Source organism: Anaeromyxobacter sp. SG66 (assembly GCF_022690805.1).
GTDB classification, from domain to species: domain Bacteria; phylum Myxococcota; class Myxococcia; order Myxococcales; family Anaeromyxobacteraceae; genus Anaeromyxobacter; species Anaeromyxobacter soli.
Genome location: NZ_JALCZC010000009.1, coordinates 23,692 through 45,089, shown reverse-complemented (window position 1 = coordinate 45,089; position 21,398 = coordinate 23,692). Strand labels below are relative to the sequence as shown.

Annotated in this window: 20 protein-coding genes and 1 tRNA gene; 11 read left to right on the top strand and 10 right to left on the bottom strand. The window is 74.3% G+C overall.

Annotated elements, in window-relative coordinates:
- Positions 1-96 precede the first annotated feature (96 nt).
- From MNZ39_RS04910 to MNZ39_RS04895, 4 genes are read left to right on the top strand one after another with little or no spacing between them, the layout of a single operon-like run.
- A complete protein-coding gene (locus tag MNZ39_RS04910; protein WP_242335350.1) occupies positions 97-1,689 on the top strand; it encodes a hypothetical protein in 1,593 nt (530 codons plus the stop codon).
- An 11-nt stretch (positions 1,690-1,700) separates the two neighbouring features.
- Positions 1,701-3,479, top strand: coding sequence for a hypothetical protein (locus MNZ39_RS04905; RefSeq protein WP_242335348.1), 1,779 nt, complete (start codon positions 1,701-1,703; stop codon positions 3,477-3,479).
- Entirely contained in the window at positions 3,476-6,910 is a 3,435-nt protein-coding gene (locus MNZ39_RS04900) for a hypothetical protein (protein ID WP_242335345.1), read from the top strand. Before MNZ39_RS04905 ends, MNZ39_RS04900 begins: the two co-directional genes overlap by 4 nt.
- Positions 6,907-9,222: a hypothetical protein gene (locus MNZ39_RS04895; RefSeq protein WP_242335342.1), complete on the top strand. Its 2,316-nt coding sequence runs from the start codon at positions 6,907-6,909 to the stop codon at positions 9,220-9,222. Before MNZ39_RS04900 ends, MNZ39_RS04895 begins: the two co-directional genes overlap by 4 nt.
- On the opposite strand, the gene MNZ39_RS04890 is transcribed toward MNZ39_RS04895, so the two are convergent.
- A complete protein-coding gene (locus tag MNZ39_RS04890; RefSeq protein ID WP_242335339.1) occupies positions 9,215-10,516 on the bottom strand; it encodes a DUF4388 domain-containing protein in 1,302 nt (433 codons plus the stop codon). The two genes, MNZ39_RS04895 and MNZ39_RS04890, sit on opposite strands and share 8 nt — an antisense overlap.
- Before the next feature lie 65 nt (positions 10,517-10,581).
- On the opposite strand from MNZ39_RS04890, the gene MNZ39_RS04885 reads away from it, so the two are divergent.
- From MNZ39_RS04885 to MNZ39_RS04855, 7 genes are all read left to right on the top strand, one after another.
- Complete coding sequence (locus MNZ39_RS04885) at positions 10,582-10,977, top strand: VOC family protein (RefSeq protein ID WP_242335337.1); 396 nt, start codon at positions 10,582-10,584, stop codon at positions 10,975-10,977.
- 32 nt (positions 10,978-11,009) lie between these two features.
- Entirely contained in the window at positions 11,010-11,792 is a 783-nt protein-coding gene (locus MNZ39_RS04880; protein WP_242335334.1) for a hydroxyacylglutathione hydrolase C-terminal domain-containing protein, read from the top strand.
- Between the two features lie 26 nt (positions 11,793-11,818).
- Positions 11,819-12,421, top strand: coding sequence for a CDP-alcohol phosphatidyltransferase family protein (locus MNZ39_RS04875; RefSeq protein WP_242335331.1), 603 nt, complete (start codon positions 11,819-11,821; stop codon positions 12,419-12,421).
- Positions 12,422-12,478: 57 nt separating this feature from the next.
- Positions 12,479-13,555: a metallophosphoesterase gene (locus MNZ39_RS04870; protein ID WP_242335328.1), complete on the top strand. Its 1,077-nt coding sequence runs from the start codon at positions 12,479-12,481 to the stop codon at positions 13,553-13,555.
- A 134-nt stretch (positions 13,556-13,689) separates the two neighbouring features.
- A tRNA-Val gene (locus tag MNZ39_RS04865) sits at positions 13,690-13,761 on the top strand.
- Between the two features lie 305 nt (positions 13,762-14,066).
- Entirely contained in the window at positions 14,067-14,495 is a 429-nt protein-coding gene (locus tag MNZ39_RS04860) for a hypothetical protein (protein WP_242335325.1), read from the top strand.
- 10 nt (positions 14,496-14,505) lie between these two features.
- The gene (locus MNZ39_RS04855; RefSeq protein WP_242335322.1) at positions 14,506-14,727 is read left to right on the top strand and encodes a hypothetical protein; all 222 of its coding nucleotides are present in this window, start codon (positions 14,506-14,508) and stop codon (positions 14,725-14,727) included.
- Here the strand turns inward: MNZ39_RS04855 and MNZ39_RS04850 are convergent.
- The 9 genes from MNZ39_RS04850 to MNZ39_RS04810 form a co-directional block, all read right to left on the bottom strand.
- Positions 14,711-14,941, bottom strand: coding sequence for a hypothetical protein (locus MNZ39_RS04850; protein WP_242335318.1), 231 nt, complete (start codon positions 14,939-14,941; stop codon positions 14,711-14,713). The two genes, MNZ39_RS04855 and MNZ39_RS04850, sit on opposite strands and share 17 nt — an antisense overlap.
- 364 nt (positions 14,942-15,305) lie before the next feature.
- Positions 15,306-15,902 carry a hypothetical protein gene (locus MNZ39_RS04845; RefSeq protein WP_242335315.1) on the bottom strand — a complete coding sequence of 199 codons (597 nt, stop codon included), beginning with the start codon at positions 15,900-15,902 and terminating at the stop codon, positions 15,306-15,308.
- 5 nt (positions 15,903-15,907) lie between these two features.
- A complete protein-coding gene (locus tag MNZ39_RS04840) occupies positions 15,908-17,026 on the bottom strand; it encodes a hypothetical protein (RefSeq protein ID WP_242335311.1) in 1,119 nt (372 codons plus the stop codon).
- Positions 17,027-17,180: 154 nt separating this feature from the next.
- Positions 17,181-17,465 carry a hypothetical protein gene (locus tag MNZ39_RS04835; RefSeq protein WP_242335309.1) on the bottom strand — a complete coding sequence of 95 codons (285 nt, stop codon included), beginning with the start codon at positions 17,463-17,465 and terminating at the stop codon, positions 17,181-17,183.
- Positions 17,462-17,650 carry a hypothetical protein gene (locus MNZ39_RS04830; RefSeq protein WP_242335306.1) on the bottom strand — a complete coding sequence of 63 codons (189 nt, stop codon included), beginning with the start codon at positions 17,648-17,650 and terminating at the stop codon, positions 17,462-17,464. The genes MNZ39_RS04835 and MNZ39_RS04830 overlap by 4 nt, the downstream gene beginning before the upstream one ends.
- Positions 17,647-18,021 carry a hypothetical protein gene (locus tag MNZ39_RS04825; protein ID WP_242335303.1) on the bottom strand — a complete coding sequence of 125 codons (375 nt, stop codon included), beginning with the start codon at positions 18,019-18,021 and terminating at the stop codon, positions 17,647-17,649. Before MNZ39_RS04825 ends, MNZ39_RS04830 begins: the two co-directional genes overlap by 4 nt.
- A 10-nt stretch (positions 18,022-18,031) precedes the next feature.
- Positions 18,032-18,544, bottom strand: coding sequence for a hypothetical protein (locus MNZ39_RS04820; protein ID WP_242335300.1), 513 nt, complete (start codon positions 18,542-18,544; stop codon positions 18,032-18,034).
- Positions 18,545-18,934: 390 nt separating this feature from the next.
- Complete coding sequence (locus MNZ39_RS04815; RefSeq protein WP_242335297.1) at positions 18,935-19,222, bottom strand: hypothetical protein; 288 nt, start codon at positions 19,220-19,222, stop codon at positions 18,935-18,937.
- Positions 19,223-19,235: 13 nt separating this feature from the next.
- Entirely contained in the window at positions 19,236-21,122 is a 1,887-nt protein-coding gene (locus tag MNZ39_RS04810) for a virulence-associated E family protein (protein WP_242335294.1), read from the bottom strand.
- Positions 21,123-21,398: the final 276 nt, after the last annotated feature.

Below are 21,398 nucleotides of genomic sequence, written 5' to 3'. Positions count from 1 at the left end.
CGAGTCCGGCGAAACCCATCGCCCGGTCGGCGACCTGGGGTGGGTTGGGGCGGACAGGGGGTCGCGATATCCTCCGATATCCACCTCGGGGGAAGCTTGCTCACTCGCAGCCACATCGCCGGCCTCGCGCTGGCGCTCGCGGTGCCGTCCGCCGCGGTCGCGGCGCCCGGCGGAACCTTCACCTGGATCGCGACGGGCCCTGGCGATCAGCGCGACCCGGCCATCGACGGTCGGTTCGTGGTCTACACCGACGCCGGCGGTACGAGCCGCGACGTGCTCGCGTTCGACCTCCTCACCGGCACGACGCGCGCCGTCGCCGCGGGGCCGGGCGACGCGGATTCGCCGGACGTCGCCCGCTCCGTCGTCGCTTACCGCGTGCCCGCCGGCGTGGCGGTCGCGTACCTCGCCACCGGCGCCCTCCTCCGCGCCGGGTCAGAGCCGGGCGCGGCGGCGCCGTCCGTGTCCACCTCCGTGGTGGCCTGGGAGGAGGGCGCGCCGGGCGAGCGGGACATCGGCTTCTTCGCCTTCGGAGGCGGGACGGCTCGCGAAGGCACCCTCGCCGCCGCGGGAGACCAGCGCCAGCCGGCCGTGAGCGGCACCTCCGTCGCCTTCGTCGACGACGCCTCGGGCGGCGCGGTCCGGCTGGAGGACGTCGCGCGGGGCGAGTCGAGCGTCGTCTGCGAGGGGCGAGCGACGGGCGTCGCGATCGACGGCGGCCCCGGAGCGCTCCGGATCGCCGTCGCGCGGGCGACCACGGGCGTGGACGCGGACGTCGAGGTCTACGACGCGGGCGGGGCGCTGCTGGCGGCGCTGCGCCTGCCCGGCGAGCAGCGCCATCCGCGCCTGTCGGGCGACTGGGTCGCGCTCGAGGATCTCTCCACCGGACGCTCCCGGGTGCTGCTCTGGAACTTTCGCACGGCGTTCCTCGACGTGCCGCGTCCATCCACGGCGGAGCAGCTCCTGGGCGACGTCTCGGGCGACGCCGACGCGGTCCGGGTGACCTTCGCGGAGCGCAGCGCGGACGGGCTCGACGTGGGGCTCTACACGCTGCCGCTCGCGCTCGCGGGCGGCGGGGGAGCGACGATCCCGCGTGGCGCGCGCTGCGACGACCCCGCCGCGGAGGTGCTCGCGGAGCTGGCGCTGTCACGCGCCCCCGGCGCGCGCGTCGAGGGCGAGCTCGCCTTCTCGGACCGGGCCGGCGCCGATCTGCCGGTCCTCGTCTGCATCGACGCGTCGCGCATCACCGCCGCGTGGGTCGCGCTGGACGGCGAGCGCCTCGCCGGGACGGCGGACCTCCTCGGCGACCGGGCGCACCTCGAGCGCAGGACCGTCGCGCGCGGGGGCGACGGCCTGCTCTCGGGCGGCCTCTCGGGGAGCCGCGGGGCGTCGCTGCGGGTGCGGGTGCTCGCCGATCGCACGCGCGATCCGAATGACGGCGACGCGGGCCCTCCGGAGCCGCCGCCGCCGCCGGCGCCCGCGGAGCCACCCGTCGCCGGTGAGCCTCCGCCCGACTCCGACCCCCGCCCCGGCCCGGTCGAAACCGGCACCCCGGGGACGGACGGCGGCGGGGCTGGCCCGAAGGCGCCGCCTCCAGGCTCGGGCTGCGCGAGCGGGGGCGGCACCGGTGGGCTCGCGCTCGCGGGCGCCCTGGCGCTCGTGCGGCTGCGGCGCCGCGCGGCGCGAGACTGACGGGAGCCGACGTGGCTGCGCTGCTCGCGCTCGCGCTCGCTGCGGGAGGCATCCTCCTCCCGCCCTGGCCGCTCTCGCCGGACGGAGAGCTCGTGGCGGTCCAGGGCGGCGGCGAGCTGTCCGCGGAAGGCGCCGCCGTCGCGCCTGCCGGAGAGGGCCTCTGGCGCGTCACTCCGGCCGCGGACGCGCGGCGCGTCGCGCTCGCGGCGGGTGGCGCGCGAGCCTCCGCGGAGGTGGGGCCGCCGCCCGGCGAGATCGCCATCAGCGCCGAGCCCGAGCTGCCGGTGAAGGGCAGGGACGCGACCGTCGCGATCGCGCTCGAGGTCCGCGGGCCCGACGGCGCTCCCGACGTCGAGGCGCCCGCGCCCGTGCTCGTCGCCTCGCCAGGGCACGTCTCCGCGCCGGTTCCCGCGGGGCCCGGGCGCTGGCGCGCGACCTACGAGCCGACCGCCGGCGCCGTGCCCGAGGTCGCGGCGATCCTCGCCCTCGCGCCGCGCTGCCCGCTCTGCCCGACGCCCCGGGCGATCGGCGGCGTCGCCATCCCGATCGCCGCGGCGGTGGAGCTCCCCGGGGAGGCCGAGCCCGGCACCCGGACCACGGTCGTCGTCGGCGGCCGGGCGTTCGGCCCGGCGCGGGCGGACCGTCGCGGCCGCTTCAGGATCCCACTCGTCGTCCCCCCGGGCGTGCGGAAGGCGCGCGCGATCACCCTCGATCCGGCGGGGAACCGCAGCCGGACGGAGCTCGACCTGCGACTGCGCGGAGAGGCGCGGCTCGTCTGCCTCGCGTTCCCGCCCGCGCTGCCCGCCGACGGCGCGAGCGAGGCCTCCCTGCACTGTCTCGCCGCGAACCCGCGCGCCGAGCTCGACCCGGAGGCGCCCCTCGCCGCCGCAGCGCGCGCGGGCACGGTGGGTGCCGTCGTGCCATGGCGCGGGGCGCTGCAGCGCGCTCGCTACCGTGCGCCCGCGGGCGGCGCGGGGAAGGACGACGCGGTGGTGGTGCGGCTCGCGCGCGTGGCGGAGACCGCGGTCCCGGTGGCGCTCGTCGCGGGTGCGCCGGAGCGGATCGACCTCGCCCTCGCGCGAGAGCCGGTGCCACTCGGCGCCACCGTGCCCGCCCAGGCGACCGTGCGGGACGCCCGCGGCGATCTGCTGGGCCACGCCGTCGGTCCGCCCCGCGCCGAGGCCGGGCTGCTCGTGTGGGATCGCTTCGTCGCGCCGCGCGCGTCCGCGGACTGGAAGTTCCGGGCGCCGCTGCGCTTCGAGCTCCCGCCCGGACGAGAGGCCGCGACCCTCACGCTGCGGCGCGACGGGAGCCGCTGGATCGCCACCGCCCGGACAGTGGACGCGCGCCCCGCCGCCGGCGTCGCGCTGCGGTTCGGCTCCGGCGAGGGCGCCGTGACGGACGCGCGCGGCGAGGCCAGCGCGCGGGCGCGGGGCCCCACCGAGACCGTCACCGCGCCGGGTGGGGCGCGTGCGGCGGGCTGGGCCGGGGCCGTGCCGGTGGTCCCCACCTTCGCCGTGGCCCGCGAGGTCGAGGTGGCGCTCCGTCCGGCCTCGCCGGTGAACGTGGTGGCGCAGCTCGAGGGACGTACCATCGCCTGGCGGATCGAGGACGCCGACGGTCGTCCGCTCCCCGGACGGCGGGTCGTGCTTCGCGCGCGCGGGGTGACCGTGGGACCGGCGGAGCCCGCGGGCGACGGCGGCCGCGCGGCCATCGCCGAGGGTGCGGGGACCGTGGCCGTCGTGGACACGGAGACCGGCGTCGCGGCCGTGCTGGAGGTCGGTCCTTGATCCGCGCGCTGCCCTGGCTCGCGGCGCTCGTGCCGGCGGTTGCCCTCGCCCAGGCGGTGAGCTTCGGCGCGGCGCGCGAGCCGGGTGGGGCGGTGCTCGGGCGCGTGTGCGTGGATCTCGATGGCGACGGCCGCTGCGGCGCGGACGAGCCCGGGGTGGCGGGCGCGCGCGTGCTCTCCGAGGACGGTGCCATCGCGATCGCCGACGGTCGCGGGGGCTATCACCTGCTGGAGGTGCCCGGCCGGATCGTGCTCCGCGACCGGACCGCGTACGGGGGGCACCTCGTGACCGCCGAGGGGCTCGGCGCGAGCCGCGCCTTCGAGCTCGGGTTCGCGGGCGCCGCCGCGGTCGATCTCGCCGTGCCCTCTCCTCGGGCCGCCGCGCCGACGCTCGAGCCCGCGCCGCCGGACGACCCGCGCGCGTCTCGCGCGCCGCCCCCGCGCCAGGACGGGCGCCTCGGGTGGACGCTCGATGGCCGCGCCGCGCCCGGCGCGACGGTGACGGTCGCGGGCGTGCGCGCCGAGGTCCAGGAGGACGGCACGTTCCACGCCGAGGTCGAGCTCGCTCCCGGCGACAACGCCTTCCCCGTCGTGGTGCGCTCGGCCGACGGCGGGCTCTCGGTGTACTCGTGGACCGTCCAGCGAGTCGCGCGGGCGCGCGGCGGGGACCTCGTCCTGCCCGTCGCGCCGGTGCGCGTGGCGGCGCTGGCGGTCGGCGCCGCCGCGGGCGGCGGCGTGCTCGTGCTCGGGTCCGTCCCGCGGGGAGCGCGGGTGGTCGTCGCGGGGATCGTGCCGGCGCCGCTCCGCTCCGGCGCGTTCGCCGCCTTCGCCCCGCCCGGCGCGGCGGACGCGACGCTCGAGCTGCGAACCGGCCATGCGCCGCCGCTCGTCGTCCCGCTGCCACTCCCCGGCGCGAGCGGGCTTCGCGCAGGGGTGGCGCTCGCGGAGCTGGAGCTGTCGCTCGGCGGCGACGCGGGGTTCCTCGTCACGGCGCGGGGGGCCGGGACGGCGGCGGGCAGGGCCGGCCCGGTGGAGTACGCGGCGGGTCTCGACCTGGACGATCGAGAGGGATCGCTCGCGGACCTGGCGCGGCCTCGCGACGCGCTCGCGGCCGAGCACGCGCTCGATCCGGAGCGGACCTTCCTCACGGCGGGCGACGACTCCGCCGCCGACGACCGGAACCCCGGCCGCGGCCGCATCTGGGCGCGCGTGGAGGCGCCCGGCGCGAGGCTCGACCTCGGCAAGAGCCGCGCCGGGCTCACCGGCGCGGAGCTCGGGCGTTACGATCGCGCGCTCTTCGGCGCGAAGGCTCGCGGCGAGCGAGAGCTCGGGCCGGTGCGCGTCGAGGCGAGCGCCTTCGGCGCGACCCTGCGGACCGACGCCGGCGGGAACGCGCCGCCGCAGGTGGCGCACGACGTGCTCGCCGCCACCGGCGGTGCGTTCTTCTGGCTCTCCCACGGAGAGATCGTCCCGGGGAGCGAGGCCGTGCGCGTCGAGTGGCGCGATCCCCTCACCGGCCTCGCGAGCGGCGGGCGCGTGCTCGTCCGCAGCGAGGACTACGAGGTGGACTGGGCGAGCGGCAGGATCGTGCTCGCGCATCCGCTCTCGTCCGCCGTGGCGCCGCCCGTGCTCGCGACCGGAGAGCCGTTCTCGGCCCAGCGCGCGATCGTCGTCGTCGACTATCAACACGCCGCGACCGGTCCCGGCGGGGAGGACCTCGCCGGCGGCCGGGTCGGCGCGGCGGCCGGACCGCTCACGCTGGCCGTGCATGGCGCGAACGAGGAGCGCGCCGGCGGCTACCGCCTCGCCGCCGGGGCGGCGTCGCTCGACCTCGGTGCGCCGCTCCTCCTCCGCGCCGAGGCGGCCCGGAGCCGGGGCACGCCCTTCGGCGAGGCGGCGGGGAGCGCGTTCGGGAGGAGCGCGGACGGCGGGATCATCTTCGCGCCCGTGGCGGCGGGCGAAGGCGAGGCCGGCGCGGTGCACGTCGAGGCGCAGGGCGCCATCGGGCCGGGGCGGTACGCGGCGTGGTGGCGCGAGCGCGAGGCGGGCTACGTCGACTTCGAGTTCGCCGAGCCGGCCGCCGCGCGCGAGCGCGGGGTCGAGGCCGGGGGGCACGCCGGGATCTTCACCGCCACCGCCATCTACGCGGAGCGCGAGGGCGCGGGCCCGGCGGAGGAGGGCGGCGCCACGCCGAACGAAGCGCGGCGGCTCGTCGGCCGCGGGACGGCGCGGGTGGGCGGCGTCGCGCTCACCGCCGAGGCGGCGCACGCGCGGCTCGTCGCGCCCGAGCCCGGCGAGGAGACGTCCGCGGGCGTTCGCGCGAGCTGGCGCGCCGCACCGGGCCTCTCGCTCGACCTCTCCCACCACCAGGGGCTCGCGGTCTCGGGCGCCGGCCGCGACCCCACCTTCACCGCCGCGGGCGCGACGGTGCACCGGGGCGACGGGCGGCTCTCGGTGCGGGGCGGGTGGGGCCCCGAGCTCGGCCCGCGGGTGCTCGTGGGCGGAGAGCGCGGCCGCGACGGCGAGGCGGTGTACGGCACCTACACCGTGGATCCCGACGCGCCCTCCGCGTTTCGCGAGGCGGGGAGCGCCCTCGGTGCCCGCCGCCGCGCCGGCGCGACGGAGGTGTTCACGGAGGAGCAGCTCGTGCGCGACGCGCTCGGGCTCCGCGCCGCCCGCGTGGTGGGCGCGAGCGTCTCGCCGCTCCGTGGTTTCACGCTCACGGTGACCGGCGAGCGCGGGGCGCGGCTCCGACCGGACGGGAGCGACCTCGAGCGGTCGGGGGCCGGCGGCGCCGCGGCGCTCGTCCGCGGGCCGGTGCGGCTCGCGCTCCGCGGCGAGGCCCGGCGCGACGGGGGCGACGCTCGGGTGGCGACGGGTGGGGCCGCGGAGTGGCGCGCGCTCTCCCGGCTCACGCTCTCGACCCGCGCCGCCTGGGCGCACGCCGCGGGCGCGCGCGAGGCGCTCGCGTTCGAGGCCGCCGCCGGCGCGGCGCTCCGGCTCGAGCGCGCCGGGATCCTCGTCAGCCTCGCGCGGCTCGCCGATCAGCGCCCGGGCGCGATCCGGCGCGACGCGCTCGTGGGACGCCTCGCCGGGACGGCCGACGTGGCCGAGCGCCTCTCGCTCGGCGCGGGGGCGGCGATCGGGTGGCAGCGCGCGGAGGGCGTACGGGACGAGCGCGCGTCGGGGAGCGTCCGCGCGGTCGTGCGCGTCGGGGGGCCTTTGGACGTCGGCGCGGAGTACGCGCGCCGCGCCTCGCTCGAGGGCCTGCCGATCGGTGATCTCGACGCGGTCCGCGCCGAGGCCGGGGTCCGGGCCGGCCAGAGCCGCATCGCGCTCGGCTACACGTTCCTCGGCTTCTCCGGCGACGGGATCGCGCCCCGGGACGACGGCCGGATCTTCCTGCGCGCCCAGCTCGCCTACGGCCCATGACGCGCCTCCTCTGCACCGCGGTCCTCGCCGCCGTCCTCGCTCCCCCCGCGCGCGCACAGCTCCGGGCCGATCCCATGCGGATCGCCGTCCCCGACGGCCGCGCCGAGCTGGCGGTCGCCCCCATCGCGAGCGACGCGCCCGCGAACGACGTGCTCCTCCTCTCGTCCACCGGCGCCGGGGCGGAGGCGAGGCTTCATCGCCAGCTCGCCGTGGCGGCGGCGCCGGGTCGCCCCGTGGACGCGAGCGCCCGCGACGTGGCCGCCGCGTTCCTCCGCGGCCCCGCCGCGCGCGCGGATCTCGTGTTCGCGCGCGGCGACGGGGTGTCGGTGTCGTGGGGCGCCTCGGCGAGCCCGCTGTGCGTCGTCCCGGGGCTGTTCACCGGGGGCGCGCCCAGCGTGACGGCGGCGCGGCTCCGGGCCGGAGCTGACGTGGCGGTGGCGCCCGTGGGCACCGGCGGCTGGCTCCCCGGCGTGGTCCAGGCGGTGGACGTGAGCGGCTGCAGGCGCGCGGACGCGGCGGCCTGGACGATCGGGGTGGTGCTCTCGCGCGTCGGGCTCGCGGATCAGGTGTACCCGCTGCGGCTCGGGCCCACGGCCCGGGCGCTCGGGCTCGACGATCTCGCGCTGCCCGGGCTCGGAGAGGTGCAGCTCCTCGTGCACGGGCGGGCGCCCGACGCGGGCGTCGGCCTCGCGGGGGTCCACCTGACCGCCGTGAAGGTCGGCGATCACGTCCCCGAGTGGCAGGCGACGTGGCTCCCCTCCGGCGTGCGGCAGGGGGACGTCCAGGGCGTCGCGGCCGTCGACGTCGATCTCGACGGCGTGCCGGAGCTGGTGATGTCGCTCGCCGTCTGGGCGACCGCGCCGGGCGCCACCGGCGCGCTCGTCTCCGTCCGGAACCCCGGCGATCCCGCCGCCCTGGCCACGGCGCCCTGGACGAACCTGACCCGGCGTCCGGAGCTGCAGCCGCTCGTCGATCCCGTCACGCTGCGCGCCGTGGCGATCGACGGCGTCGGCGGCGCGGCTGCGTGGGACCGCAGCCTCGGCGAGATCGTCGTGTTCTGGCCGGAGGGCGGGCGCCTCGCGAGCTGGCGCGGCGACGCGCTCGGCCTCGCGGTGAGGGAGATCGTCGCGGCCGACGTGGTCGGCTCGGGCGCGCCCGACCTCATCGCGCTCGCCGAGGATCCGCGCACCGGCGCGGGCGCGCTCCTCGTCTACCCCGACCTCGCCGACGGCTCGCCCACCGTCGCCTGGGCAGCGGGGAGCCCGGGCGAGTCGGAGCGCGGCGTTGATCACGCGCTCGCGGTGGAGGCCCAGGATCCGGAGGGTCCCGTCTCGATCGAGTGGTTCGTCGGCGCGGGCGCGAGCCCCGCCGGTCTCGGCCCGGCGGTGACGATCCCGGGCGCGCTCCTCTGCGGTCCGGAGGGCGACGTGCCGGTGGTCGCGCGCGCGACGGACGCGGAGGGCGTCTTTCGAGAGGTGGCGGGGACGGTGAAGGTGCGGCTCGCCGCGCCGCGCCTCGCCGTGGCGGGCGGGCCGGGGCACGAGGCGATCGCGCTCGCGCCCGGCGGGGCGGGGGCGGTGCTCGAGGGCGAGGCGTGGAGCGGCTGCGGGCGTCCGGTGCGCTTCACCTGGACGACGAGCGGGTTGCCGGCGGGCGCCCTGCGAACGCTCGACGCCGGTCCGACCGAGTCCCGGCGGGCGCTGGAGCTCCCCGAGGCAAGCTACCCCTCCGTCCTCGCGGGCGCGCCTGCCGTCACGCTCGTCGCTTCCGACGACACGGGCGTCACGAGCCCGCCGGCGACGCTCCCGCTCGTCCTCGACGCGACCGGGCTCGTCGAGGTCACCCACGACGCGGACGCGGCGGCGCTCGCCCGGGGAGAGGTGGCGATCCTCCGCACGCGGCTCCGCAGCCGGATCTCCGCGGCGTTGCCGCGCGTGCGGATCGTGGACGTGCTGCGCGGGGTCGCGCCGGTCGGGGCGCCGCGCGTGAAGGGGGCCCACGCGGCGGAGGTGGCCGCCGGGGGCGCCGAGCTCGTGCTCGACGCGCTGCCCCCCGCAGGCGGAGAGGTGACCATCGAGCTGGCCGTGAGCGGCGACGGGGGTCCGGGCGGCTCGGCGGTGGAGGTCCGCTCCGAGGGCGGACACCTCCTCGCGCCGGCCGCGGCGTCGAGCGACGGCGGCGCGCGGCTCCCGGGCCGCGGCTGCGCCTCTGGCGGTGGCGGCGGCGCCGCCTCGCTGCTCGCCGTCGCGGGGCTCGCGCTCGGGCGGGCGCGGGGCGGTCGGGACAGGCGGGCGCGCCGGCGCGTCACATGAAGCCGATGCGGCGGGTCCCTGCGAGGACGCGCGCGACCTCCTCGAGGACGCGCATCACCCGGCACGCCTGGAGGAACGCGAGCGCATCGCGCTCCGGCACCTCCGAGAGGCGGACGAGGTCCGCGACCGACTTCGTGCCGTCCGCGAGGGCGAGGAGCTTCGCCTCCTCGCGCCGGAGCTTCAGGGCGTAGAGCTCGAACGCCGGATCCGGCGACGGCGCGAGGTGGACGTGCGAGGGGAGCTCCTCTCGCAGGCGCGAGAGCGTCGCCGCGCGGCGCATGCCCTCGAGGACCAGGTCCGCCATGGGGAGCCGCAGGTCGAGCCGGTCCGGCGGCGGCCGCCCGGGCTGGAACGCGTAGCGTCCCTCGCGCCACTCGAACGTGGACCACACGATCGCGCGGACCTGCGCCTGGACGATCTCCAGGCGCCTCCCGGCGGAGACGAGGCCGCGCGAGACGAGCGCCGCGCCGAGCCGCTCCTCCGGCGCGGCGCGCGCCATCGTCTCGATCGCCTCGGCCGTGGCGTCGCCCAGCCGGACGCAGATCGCGCCGAAGCGCTCCGCCGCCACGTTGGAGGCCGCGTACACGGGCACGCCGCGCTCGACGAGAAGGAGCTTCCGCACCGGGCCGCGCTCCAGGGTGAGCGCGCCGGTGGCCTGGCCCACGTGGAGCGCGACGCACAGGCGCGGCACGCTCGCCTCGGAGAGCTCTCCGCTCGGCCGGGGCGGCGCGTCGAGCGACGGGACGCGCGCGGAGGAGCCGGCGGGGAGGGGCAGCGCGAGCCCCGCGAGCAAAGCCGGTGTCGCGCCGGCCGCGTCCTCGCCGGCGAAGGAGGCGGCGATCGCGTCGGGCACCTCGTGGCGCTCGAGCGGGCGCGCCCCGGTGACCTCGTCGGGCGCAGGGGCGTCGAGCGCCGGCGCCTCGGCGCCCACCGCCCGCGCGACCGCGGCGACGAGCGACTCCACCTCGAAGGGCTTCTCGAAGAAGTCCCGCGCGCCCAGCCGCCGGACCTCCTCGGCGGCGCGGGTGCCACGGTGCACGCCCGAGACCACGATCGCGGCGACGCCCGCGCGCGCGAGCGCGTCGATGAGCTCGTTGCCGCGGACGTCGGGGAGCGGGAGATCCAGGACGGCGGCGTCCGGGGCACGTTCGGCGACGGCGGCGAGCGCTGCCCGCCCGGACTTCACGCCCGCGACCTCGCCGCCGAGCCGCGCGGCCGCGCCGGCGACGATCGCGGCGAGCTCGCGATCCTCGGCGACGAGCAGGAGACGCTTGCCGGAGAGGGGGCCTCGCACGTTGCGCGGCAATCTATCACGCACCGGGCGTGGCGCCTCGTCCGAGGCGGCGCTAACCTCGCGCCGTGCCGCTCGCCTTCCACCACCTCGCGATCCAGTGCGCCGACCTCGACCGATGCGAGACGTTCTACCGGGACCTGCTGGGCCTCCCCGTGCTGAAGCGGTGGCCGCGCGAGGAGGGTGGCGGGGACCGGAGCGTGTGGCTCTCGGTAGGAGAGGGTGAGGGGGCGTTCCTCGCGCTCGAGCGGGCGGAGGAGCGGCCCGAGCAGCGCCCGTGGCGGGACGGCCGGGCGGGGCTGCACCTGCTCGCGCTCCGCATCTCCCCGTCCGAGCGGGGCGCCTGGGAGGACCGGCTCGACGAGGCGGGTGTGCGCGTGATCCACCGCACCCGCTGGACGATCTACTTCCACGATCCGGAGGGGAACCGGATCGGGCTCACGCACTACCCGCACGACGTCTGACGGCCGCGGCGGCTCCGCGGTAGGAGAGAGAGGTGCTCTTCGACCGCCGCCGCTACCACCGCGACAACTACGTCTACCTGCTCGCCGAGGGGGACGACGCGGTCCTGGTCGATCCGGGCGACGCGCGGGTCGCGCTCGCGCTCGCGGCGGACCACGGCGTCCGCCCGCGCTTCATCCTCCACACGCACGGTCACGCCGACCACACCGGCGGCTCGGCCGAGGTGCGCGCAGCGCTCGGCGCCCCCGCGGTCGAGGTCTACGGCCACGGCGGCGACGCGGCGTGGTTCGCGCCGGACGTGGAGGTCTCCGGCCGCCGGACGCTCTCCCTGGGCGCGGTGCGGGTAGACGTGCATGCGGCGCCGGGGCACACGCCGGGGTCGGTGCTGTACGCCTGGCGCGGCAAGCTCCTCACCGGCGACACGCTGTTCTGGGGAGGCTGCGGCAACTGCCGGCACGGCGGGGATCCGGCGCGGCTCGCGGAGAGCTTCCTCGGGACCCTCGCCGCGCTCGACGGCGCGCTCGAGGTCCACCCCGGCCACGACTACGCGGAGGCGAACCTGCCGTTCGCGCTCGCGCTCGAGCCGGGAAATGCCGCCGCCCGCGCCCGGCTCGCGCAGGTCCGGGCGGCGCACGCGGCCGGCGCGGAGCCGCCCGCGTGGACGCTCGCCGAGGAGCGCGCGGTGAACCCGTTCCTGCGCGTGGGCGCGCCCGAGATCCGCGAGGCCGTCGCCGCGCGCGCGTCCGGCGCGACCTACGTGGACGACGTGGCGCGGTTCGTCGCGCTCCGCGCGCTGCGCGACCGGTTCCAGGCGTGATGGGCGCTTCGCGGAAGGGAGGGCACGTGCGCGATGGGCAGGAGAGGGGAGGAGACGGGGAGGCCCGCGAGCCCGGGCCGTACACGCTCGCGAACGGGCTCACCGCGCTCCGGCTCGTGCTCGCGCCGGTGTTCCTCGTCCTCTACGTGAGCGGCGATCGGCTCCGTGCGCTCGCCGCGTTCGCGGCCGCGGCGGCGACGGACGTCCTCGATGGCCTCGTCGCGCGCGCGCTCCGCCAGCACACCCGCCTCGGCGCAGCCCTCGATCCCATCGCCGACAAGGTCCTCGCGGCGTGCGCCCTCGTCGCGCTCGCGGCGACCGGGAGGCTCCCGCTGTGGTTCCCGGTGCTCGTCGTCTCCCGCGACGCGCTGCAGATCGCGGGGGCGGTGCTCCTGCGGACGACCCACCGGCCCGTCCCCATCGCGCCGACGCGCATCGGCAAGTACGCCACGTTCGGGCTCGCCGCCACGGTCGTGTTCGCGCTGGCCGCCGACTACGGCGCCTACCTCCGCGCGGTTACCGGCCCGTACGTGGCGGCCTGGGCCCTCCTCACCGCGCAGTGCGTGGCGGTGTCGTTCGGCCAGTACTTCCTGCTCTTCGTCCGCGCGCTGCGCGCCCCATCACGGTGACCCGGAACGACAGCCGGTCGCTTCCCGGACGAGCGGCCATGAATAACTTACCGGCGGATGCCCTCCCGGAAGCTCAAGCTCGTCATCTCCGACTTCCACCTGGGGAAGGGGCCCTATCGCGAGGACGGCTCGGTCAACGTGTTCGAGGACTTCCGCCAGGACGGGAAGTTCGCCGAGTTCCTCGACTACCACCGGGAGGGCGAGTTCGCGGGCGCCGAGACCGAGCTCATCGTGAACGGCGACTTCTTCAACCTGCTCTCGGTCGACCTCGACGGCCGCCTGCAGGAGGCGATCACCGAGCGCGTCGCGGTCGAGAAGACCGAGGCGATCCTGCGCGGTCACCCGCACGTCTTCGACGCGGTGGCGCGCTTCGCGGGCGACGCCCGGCGGAGCGTCACGTTCCTCATGGGCAACCACGATCCCGGCCTGCTCTTCGCCGGGGTGCGCGAGGTCATCGCGCGGCGCATCGGCGGGACGCACCGCTTCCTCCTCGACGGCTACGACTTCGACGGCGTGCACGTCGAGCACGGCATGCAGCGCGAGCCGATGAACGCCTTCAACCCGAACCGCTACTTCCGCGAGCGCAAGGGCGAGCTGTTCCTCAACCTGCCGCTCGGGTCCCGCTACATCATCTCGGTGCTGAACGAGGAGAAGGCGCAGCGCCCGTACATCGACAAGGTCGCCCCCTTCGCGAGCTACTACCGGTGGGCGCTCCTCAACGACCCCGAGGCGGTCTTCCGCATCTCCCTGCGGTCGATCCGCTTCGCCGCCGCGGCCGCGCTGAAGAAGATCCCCCACCTCGACCCGATGCCGCTCGCCGACCTCGCGAAGCGGCTCGTGCGCTACACCGCGTTCCCCACCCTGGAGCACGAGGCGCGCCACCTCCTCGCGCGCAAGGGCTACCACACCGTGATCATGGGCCACACGCACGTGCCGATCTACCGTGAGTACGCCCGCGACAAGGTCTACCTGAACACCGGCACCTGGAACGCGATGACGTCGCTCGACGTCGGCAACCTGGGGCGAACGGAGCAGCTCACGTACGCCCACGTAGAGTACGTCGACGGCCGCCCCCGCGCCCGGCTCCGCGAGTGGCGGGGGATCGCTCGGCCGGCGGAGGACGTGTTCTTCTGAAGGGTCTTTTCCCGCGCCGAGGGGAGCACTCCGCGGCCACCCCGGCGGCCGTCGCGGGGCACGCTCCGAGCGTTCGCCTTCCCCGTTGACTCCGGCGGAAAGTGGGCTATAAACGCGCCTCGCCGTTGCGGAACAGGCCCGTAGCTCAGTGGTAGAGCACTACCTTGACACGGTAGGGGTCGTCAGTTCAATCCTGACCGGGCCTACTCCCTGAAATCACAGAAGTTTTAGGCGCCTTGGAAATTCTCTGAGGCGCCTTTTTCGTACCCATTTTTCATCCACTGGATGAAAACGCGGCCGGCAGCGGATCGTGACCGCCAGGCCGGCCGCGCCGAACGGACGTGCATGGCGGCAGAGGTATGTGGGTGTGGGCATCCGCCGGTGGCGGGGCCGATCTAAGCCGTGCACTTCCGGTGGCCCTACTCTGCGTGGTACCCAAGCACCCACGAGCGGGGTGGAACGCTCGGGATGACCGCCCGCCCCCTGGCCGTTAAGGGAACACTGGAACCCTATGTCGACCCGAAACGAGCAGAGCTTCAACGTGTGGATCGTTGTTCGCCCCGCAGCTGACGTTCCTGGTCAGTGGGTGGCGCACTGCCTCGATCTCGATGTCGTCACCTACGGCAACTCGCTGCGCCACGCGCTCGACATGGTGCACGAGGCCGCGCGCAACACGATTCTCGACGACCTGAACTCGAACCAGGACCCGATGGATCGCCGCGCTCCGCGTGAGTGCTGGGACGAGATGTTTAAGAAGCTGATGCCGCGCGCCAAGCGAGTCGAGGCCCGCGACTTGGTCGAGCGGAATGAGCGGTACGCGTTCGTCATCGCGCAGCTGACGCTCTCGTTCGTGCGCAAGAGCGCCGGCGAGTCGCCGAAGGCGTCCAAGTGCGAGACGCCGGTCGCGTTCGCAGAATCCGCCACCCCCGCCTGCATCTGAGTTCCGCGCGGTGCCCGCTCGTCTGAACGACATCAAGCGGGCACTCGCTGCGCTCGCCATCGCCGTCGAGGAGCCGAACAAAGGATCGCATTACAAGGCGATCCGGGCGGATGGACGGAAGTACACGATTCCTGCCCACAACGGCGGGAAGACGATGATCGGCGACGAGTACATCCGCGGGCTCTGCCGGTTCCTCGAGATCGACATCCAGCGCTTCAAGGGTCTTCTCTAGGCGCCGGACGCGGCAGTCCGTACCGCCGAAACGCGAGATCCGCAGCGAGGCGCACGGCTTCCCGCGGCGCCATCCCCTCCGCGATGCACTGCTCTGCCTGCTCGCGGGCCCACGCGATGCGCGGATCGTCCAGCGGCACACCCTCGGTACGCGCGAGCAGCCACATCGCCGCGCGGACGTAGACTTCCCCTAAGCGCGTCGATTTCTCGAGCACGTCGGCATCCCTTCATGTGGAGGGGAGCCCGCTTGACATACGCCCCGGAGGAAAGCGAACCTCCGGGTTGCTAGGCGTGGCAAGCGGGTTCCCTGTTTGCTGCCTCTACTCGGGCCCGTTCGCAGCGGGCCCTTTTTCATTCTGCGATCCCTGCCTATCGCGGGCCGAGAAATGGTGTCAACAGCGGCCCACACCCCGTCCCCACGAGGATCCGCACCGGATCCACACGGGATCCACAGGCTGGGCGCACTCCGCCTCGACGCGGTGCCCGGAATGCTACGGCCCCGCGAGAAGAGATCTCGTGGGGCCGTCACTGTCTCGAGATGTGGTCCGTCTTGTTGTAGTTGAAGAGCTCGTCGCCTGCTCAGTTGGTGAAGACGACGGCGGTCGCCGCGGGCGGCGGTGGCGGCGCGACGGTGTAGGGGACCGTGCAGTAGGAGTAGCCGCTCGCGCCGGACGTGGGCCCGTTGAAGTAGTGACGCACCGTGTAGACCCCGCTCGTTCCGCCTGCGGTGGACTTGGATGTCACGTAGACCGCGATCCTGATGCCCGTCGTGCCGCTCATGGCGAAGTTGGTCGCCTCGCAGGAGGCGGAGAGCGCGACTCCTCCGGTCGCAGTCCCCGCTTCGACGGAGGTGGGCGTCGAGCAGATCACCGAGCCCGAGGTGTCCGAGATCACGGCTCGCAGGCCCACGTTCGCGTTCGTGCTGGACTCGTAGCCCCACAGCGAACAGGTGATCGTGCCGTTCACGACGCCCGCCTGCCACGCGCCCGTGTCGCCCGTGAAAAGCTGGGCGTCGATCGTCTCACCGAAGTTGAGCAGGGCGCTCGTGGAGGTGGCCGAGGTGCCCGCCGACGTGGAGAGGGCGGTGGGCGTGCCGCTCCGCACGAAGAGCGTCTGAGCCTGCGCAGCGGCGGGCCCGGCGGCGAACAGGAGAAGGGCGGCAGCGAGCGCGCGCATGGGGATCACCTCGTGCCCTTCAGCGTGAACGCCACGTCGGCAAGCGTCGAGTCCTGCACGGCCGGCGCGGTGATGTAGAGCCAATCGCCTGCCGCGAAGGTCGTCGCGGTAACGACGATCGTGGGGGTGGTGCCGCTGATGGAGATGGTGCCGAAGCCGCTGCAACTGCTGCCGCCCGGGCACTTCGTGAGCGAGTATGCCGCGGCCGCGGTGGAGCCGACGCCGACGTTCACGAACGAGCCCGACAGGTTCGTCGGGAAGGATACCGCCTGCGTGAACGTCATCCGCAGGACCGTTGCATTCGCGGCCGGCTTCCCGGGCACGTAGGCGACGACCTCGTAGGGGAGGAACGCGCTCGCGTGGTAGCCGTCCAGCGTATCCGCGTTGGTCGCGTTGCCGGCGCTCGTCGCGTACGCCGCGCCGCCCGCGTTCGCCGCGTAGGTCGCTTCCGCGACCGTGCTCGACCACGAGGGGTTTCCGCCGCTCCCGCCGTTGACGAGCGCCTTCCCGCCGGCCGCGATCACGTCGTCGTCTTGCAGCTGCGAGAGGGGGATGATCCCGCTCACCGCGTCGGCAAACTCGGCGTGCTCCACAGCGCCGTTATCGTCGGGATCGTACGTGGACTTCAGCATCCCACCGGCGGTGGAATCGTCGATCTTCGCGGCGATCTGCTGATCGTGCATCACGAGCTTGTCGAGCACACCCTCTAGCGTCTTCGCCTTGAAGGCGCTGTAGGGCGTCCAGAGCGAGTCCTGCGAGAGCGGCACGATCCGCTCGATGCGGATCACCGCACCGGCCGGTGGAGGCTGAAGTGACTCGCCCAGCTTGAAGGTGATCGAGCCGCCGGGGTTGGAGTCCTGAGTTTGCAGGTTCACGGTGGGAACCCAGCCGCCGAGCTTCTCGATCCCGTCCTGGTACACGTGGACGTGCTGCGTGGAGAGCACCTTGAAGCCAAAGTTGAAGGTGCTCGTCGTCCCGTTCGCGGTGAACGAGGTGGAGACGGGCGAGGCGGGCACCACCGCGAGGGCGGCGCTGGCGGTGAACATGAGCGCCGTGGCGGCCGCGAGGAGCAGCGACCAAAAGAGCTTCTCAAAGGACCACATGGACTTCAGGTAGCGACTCATGGCGAATCTCCTTTCACGGCGAGGTTGGAAGAGTGAGCCGGCAGCGCGGCGTGGCGTCCGCGCTGCCGACCCTGCCCCGCGCCGGTCGGAACCGGGCTGCGAGGCACGCCGCGGATGACGAGTCCGCGACGGAAGAAGTGGTGCGCCGGCCCGATCATGCCGTAGGGCCTCCGGGGCGCGCCGCCCGCCGGTGAACGGCCGCTGCCGCGATGGCTTCCTCGACGAGGATGTCGAGCGCGCGAGGGTGGGCCGCGCCGAAGGTCGCGAACATCTCGTCGAGCGTGTCGGCGCTCACCGCGGCGAAGTAATGATCGAACGCGCGCCGCGGAGCTTCACACTCGAGCATCCGCGTCATCTCGCGGTAGGCGATCTGCAAGATGCCGCGCCGGATCTCGCGCGCCTCGGCATCGCCGAGCGTCACGGTGTCTTCGTCGTTCACGCGGCCTCCTCGGTGGCGCTGTAGGCCGGGACCGGACGCCCACCGCGGGAGACGACCACCACATCGATCCGGCCGTGGCAGGTGGAGCAAAAGACGCGGGGCAGGGCAGCCGCCTGCGAGGGCTCGAGCCGGGCGCGCTCGATCCCCCGGCAGACGGCGCACGCCTCCTCGCCCGCGGTCGTCATGCCTCACCGCCGTCGTCCGGGTCGCGCCCTCGCGCGTCCACCTCGACGAGCTCCCTCCGGAGATTCGCGACCATGGCCCGATTCTCGGGAGTGGGGTGAGACCAGTACAGCGGGTTGCCGCGGATCTCGGCGGCACGTGCCCGCGCGGCGGTGGGCGAGCGCAAGTGCGCGGCGCTGCTCGCGGGCTGCTCATCCGCCGGAGCCTCCGCCGCGGCGCGCTCGAGCTTCTTCAGCGTGAGCAACGCCAACCGATCCTGCTCGAGCCGCTGGCGCTCCGCCGAAAGCGTACCGGACAGGACCCGGGACCGCGTCTGCTCGATCTCGTCGTCGAGGGCGAGCGCCGCATTGAGCTCTTCGATGGACTTTGCCATGGCGTTCTCCTTAAAGCGCCTTGACAATCTCGGCGTGGAGCGCGGCTGCCTCATTCGCGATCGCGCCCTCGCTAATGTCGAGGTTGCGCCCCAGATCCGCGAGACTGATGATGCCGCGGCCGCCACACCGAGCGCTCATCCAAAGCGTGGGGAGCAGGGCGCGGATGGTCGCGATTGCCGCCTCGGCCTTCGCCGAGAGGGCCTTCTTGATGGCCTCCTTCTCCTCCTCCTCGGCCACGCGCGCGAGTGCGGGAAGCTGCGCATCAAGCGAAGCGAGTGCCTCGCCCAGCAGGCGGTCGCGCTCGATCGTCGCGGTCTCGGCATCAATGGCCTGCTCAAGCTCACGAGCGGCCGTCTCGGCGGCAGTCTTGGCCGCGAGTGTCGGGCTGATCACCGCGTCGATCTGCGCCTGCTTCGCGGCCGCCTGCGCCGCAGCGATCCGCTGTGAGGCGGCCGCGACGGAGAGACCCTCGCGCTCCGCGAGGAGGCGCGTGATGTTCTGCTCGAGCTTGATCTGCTTCATTCTGCTGGGGACGGGCATTGTGATGCCTCCTTGAACTACGGGGTTGATGGGATGGTGGCGTGACCGTCGGTATGGGCGCCAGAGGGCGGTGCATTACCACCGGGGCGCGCCTCGAGACGCTGACGGAGCAGCCTCTGGCGCAGTGTGTTCCAGTGCGGCGCGTCGAGCCCACGCGAGAGGAGCCTGCGCCGAGTCGCCTGCGCGGCCGCGCGGGTCGTGCTTCCGGCAGCGAGCAGGGCATCGAAGACCTCGGCCGCCTCGGTCCAGACGCGCCGCCGGTGGAGCTCACGCGCCACCGCCGGGCGCGCCGCGAGGTCGCGGACGAGCTCCGCCGCCCACAATTCAGGGATGGCACGGAGCCGCTCGACGGCGTTGGCCAGGAGCCCGGGGTCAGTCATCGTCGATCCCGAGGAATCGCCGCATCCCGACGAGTAATGCCTCGTCGCCGCCCGGTGGGAGCGCCGCGTCTACCTCGTCATCGTTCCGGGCAGCAACGAGGCGCTCCCGTGACGCGAGGTCGAGCCCGTGGAGGATCGCGCGGAACGGCGCGCGGCGGTGCCGGATCGTGACGACGTCGGCGTCGAGCGTGACGATCCAGTCGTGGTCATGCTGTCGCCGGCGCGCGCGGCGGAGGAGCTTGCGCATCAGGCGATCGTGTTCGTCGGTCGCATCACTCATGGTCAAGCTCCTGTCAGGACAACAGGTCTTCGAGATCCGCGGTGGCAACGGCGGTGGTGACTGACGGTGTCGGGGTGGACGAGGTGGCGAGCGGCACGGTGTCCCACGACTTGTGCTTCCATGCCCGCACCCGCTGTCCGTCGCGGCGCACCTGCGTACGCACGAACCCCAGGCGCGTGAGCGCATCACCGAGCCGGTTCGGGAAGTTTCGGGGCGCGCGCGCGAGGTCGATCCCGATCCGCCCCGCGACATCGCTGAGCAGCACCGCCCCTTCGCGCTGCCAATCGTCGAGGAGATCGCGCGTGAGCCGCTCGGTAAGCGTGATCTCGATGTTGTCCGCGTCGTACGCAGCTTCGTGGCGCTCGCGCATCTCCTCGCCGTGCTCGTTCTTCGCGAACCACCACCGCGTGTCGGCCTTGAACGCAGCGTCCGCCTGCGCCCACAACTGGTCGCGATTTTCCATCACCCAAGAAATGTTGATCTCGCGCGTGACGTGGAGCGGCCAGAAGCGACGCGCGCCGGTGGGATCGTTCAGGAACTGAGGGTCGTTCGTGGTGCCGACGCGGATCCCGCGTCGCGGGCGCGTCACTACTTCACGACCGTACGGAGGTCTGTAGCGTTCCTCCTGCCGTGAGAGCGCCGCCTTCACGTCATTGCGATCCGCCGCCCTGACGCTCGTGAGCTCCCCGAGCTCGTGAATCCACGACGACTCCGACACCATTGCGGAGTCTTTGTCGTTGCCCTTCGCCGTGACGGGCGCGTCGGAGTAGAGCTCGCTCGGCGCGGTGGGATCGGCGTTCCGCTCCGGGGCGCTTGCAAGGGCGCGGACGATCATCGACTTCTTGTCGCCCTGAGCGCCGACGAGGATAAGCACGTCGTCGGCCTTGCATCCCGGTCGCCGTGCCCGCGCGACTGCGGCGATCAGGAATTTCGTCATCATCGCCACGTTGAGTGGCGTCCGTTCGACACCCATCGCATCGAGCAGCGCGGAGAGGCGATCCGTCCCGTCGTGGGTGAGGCTATCCAGGTACTCGGTGACGGGGTCGTAGGCGTCGCGCTCGGCCGCGCCCAGGAACCCCGCGGTGAGCGCCTCGACGCTAGGCGCCGTATCCCAATCGAACAGGCGGCACATGTCGCGGACGAGCTCGTTAAACGCCGCTCCGCTCGTGATCAGCGGCTTCCCGTTGCACTCGATGCGGCCGAACCGCTCGTTGAGGCGGAGGCGAAGCGAGAGGGCCGCGACGACGAGGAAGCGCGTCACGTTCCACGCGATCCGCTTCACGAATCTCGAGCGACCGCGGACCCCATACTCGTATCCGCTGTCGTCCACCGCGGGGGCGATGGTGTCGGGCGTCGATGCGGGGTCCGGCACGAGCGGTGGCGGCTCGTTGCGCACGGCCCGCTCCACCTCCGCGCGCAGGAGCTCGAGCGCCGCCCGCTCGCCTCTGTAGTTGCGCTTCGCGAGGGAGTACTTTCGGATACCGGGGCGCGACCATGCCCAGGCGAGGATTTCGTCCGGGGAGATGCCGCGTTCGAGCAGGCGGCGCAGCGCGCGATACAGCCGCTCGGAGCGGTCTCCGACCGGCAGCCCCTTCGCGAAGAACTCAAGGTCGGTGTCGTCCTTCGCGGCGAGAGCATCCAGGTCGGCCGCGCGTCCGGCGGCCATCGGCGCGGGGGCGGTGGCGCGGGGGAGCGGGATGATCTCCGCTCCGGTGGGCTCCGCCTCGGCAGGCGGCAGGCGCGTGGCGAACTTCGCGAGCAGCTGCGTCGCGGCGGGCGTGATGTCGGAGATGAGGCCGGCGCGCCCCTCGAGCACGTGACCCGTCACCGTGAGATACCTGCCGGCCTTGCCGACGTAGCACTCGACGCCGTGCTCGCTGGAGAGGAACTCGGGAGGCATCTCCGAGCCCTCGGGGACTGTACAGAAGATCCTCACGCCCTTGCCGCTGGGCGAGACCTCCGCGTACGTCCCGGGCAGCGCGTTGAGGAACGCCTGCGCGAGGGGCGTGATCGCGCCGGTGCTCGGGTTGCGGCATCCGTCGAGGTCGATGCCGCAGACGCTCGTGACCCCGAGCATCTGGAAGCCGATACCGGCGATCGACCCTTCCGCCGCTGCTTTCAGTGCGTCACCTAGCGAGAGCCACGAGGCGGGGTCGTTCGTCTTCGTCAGCGGCTT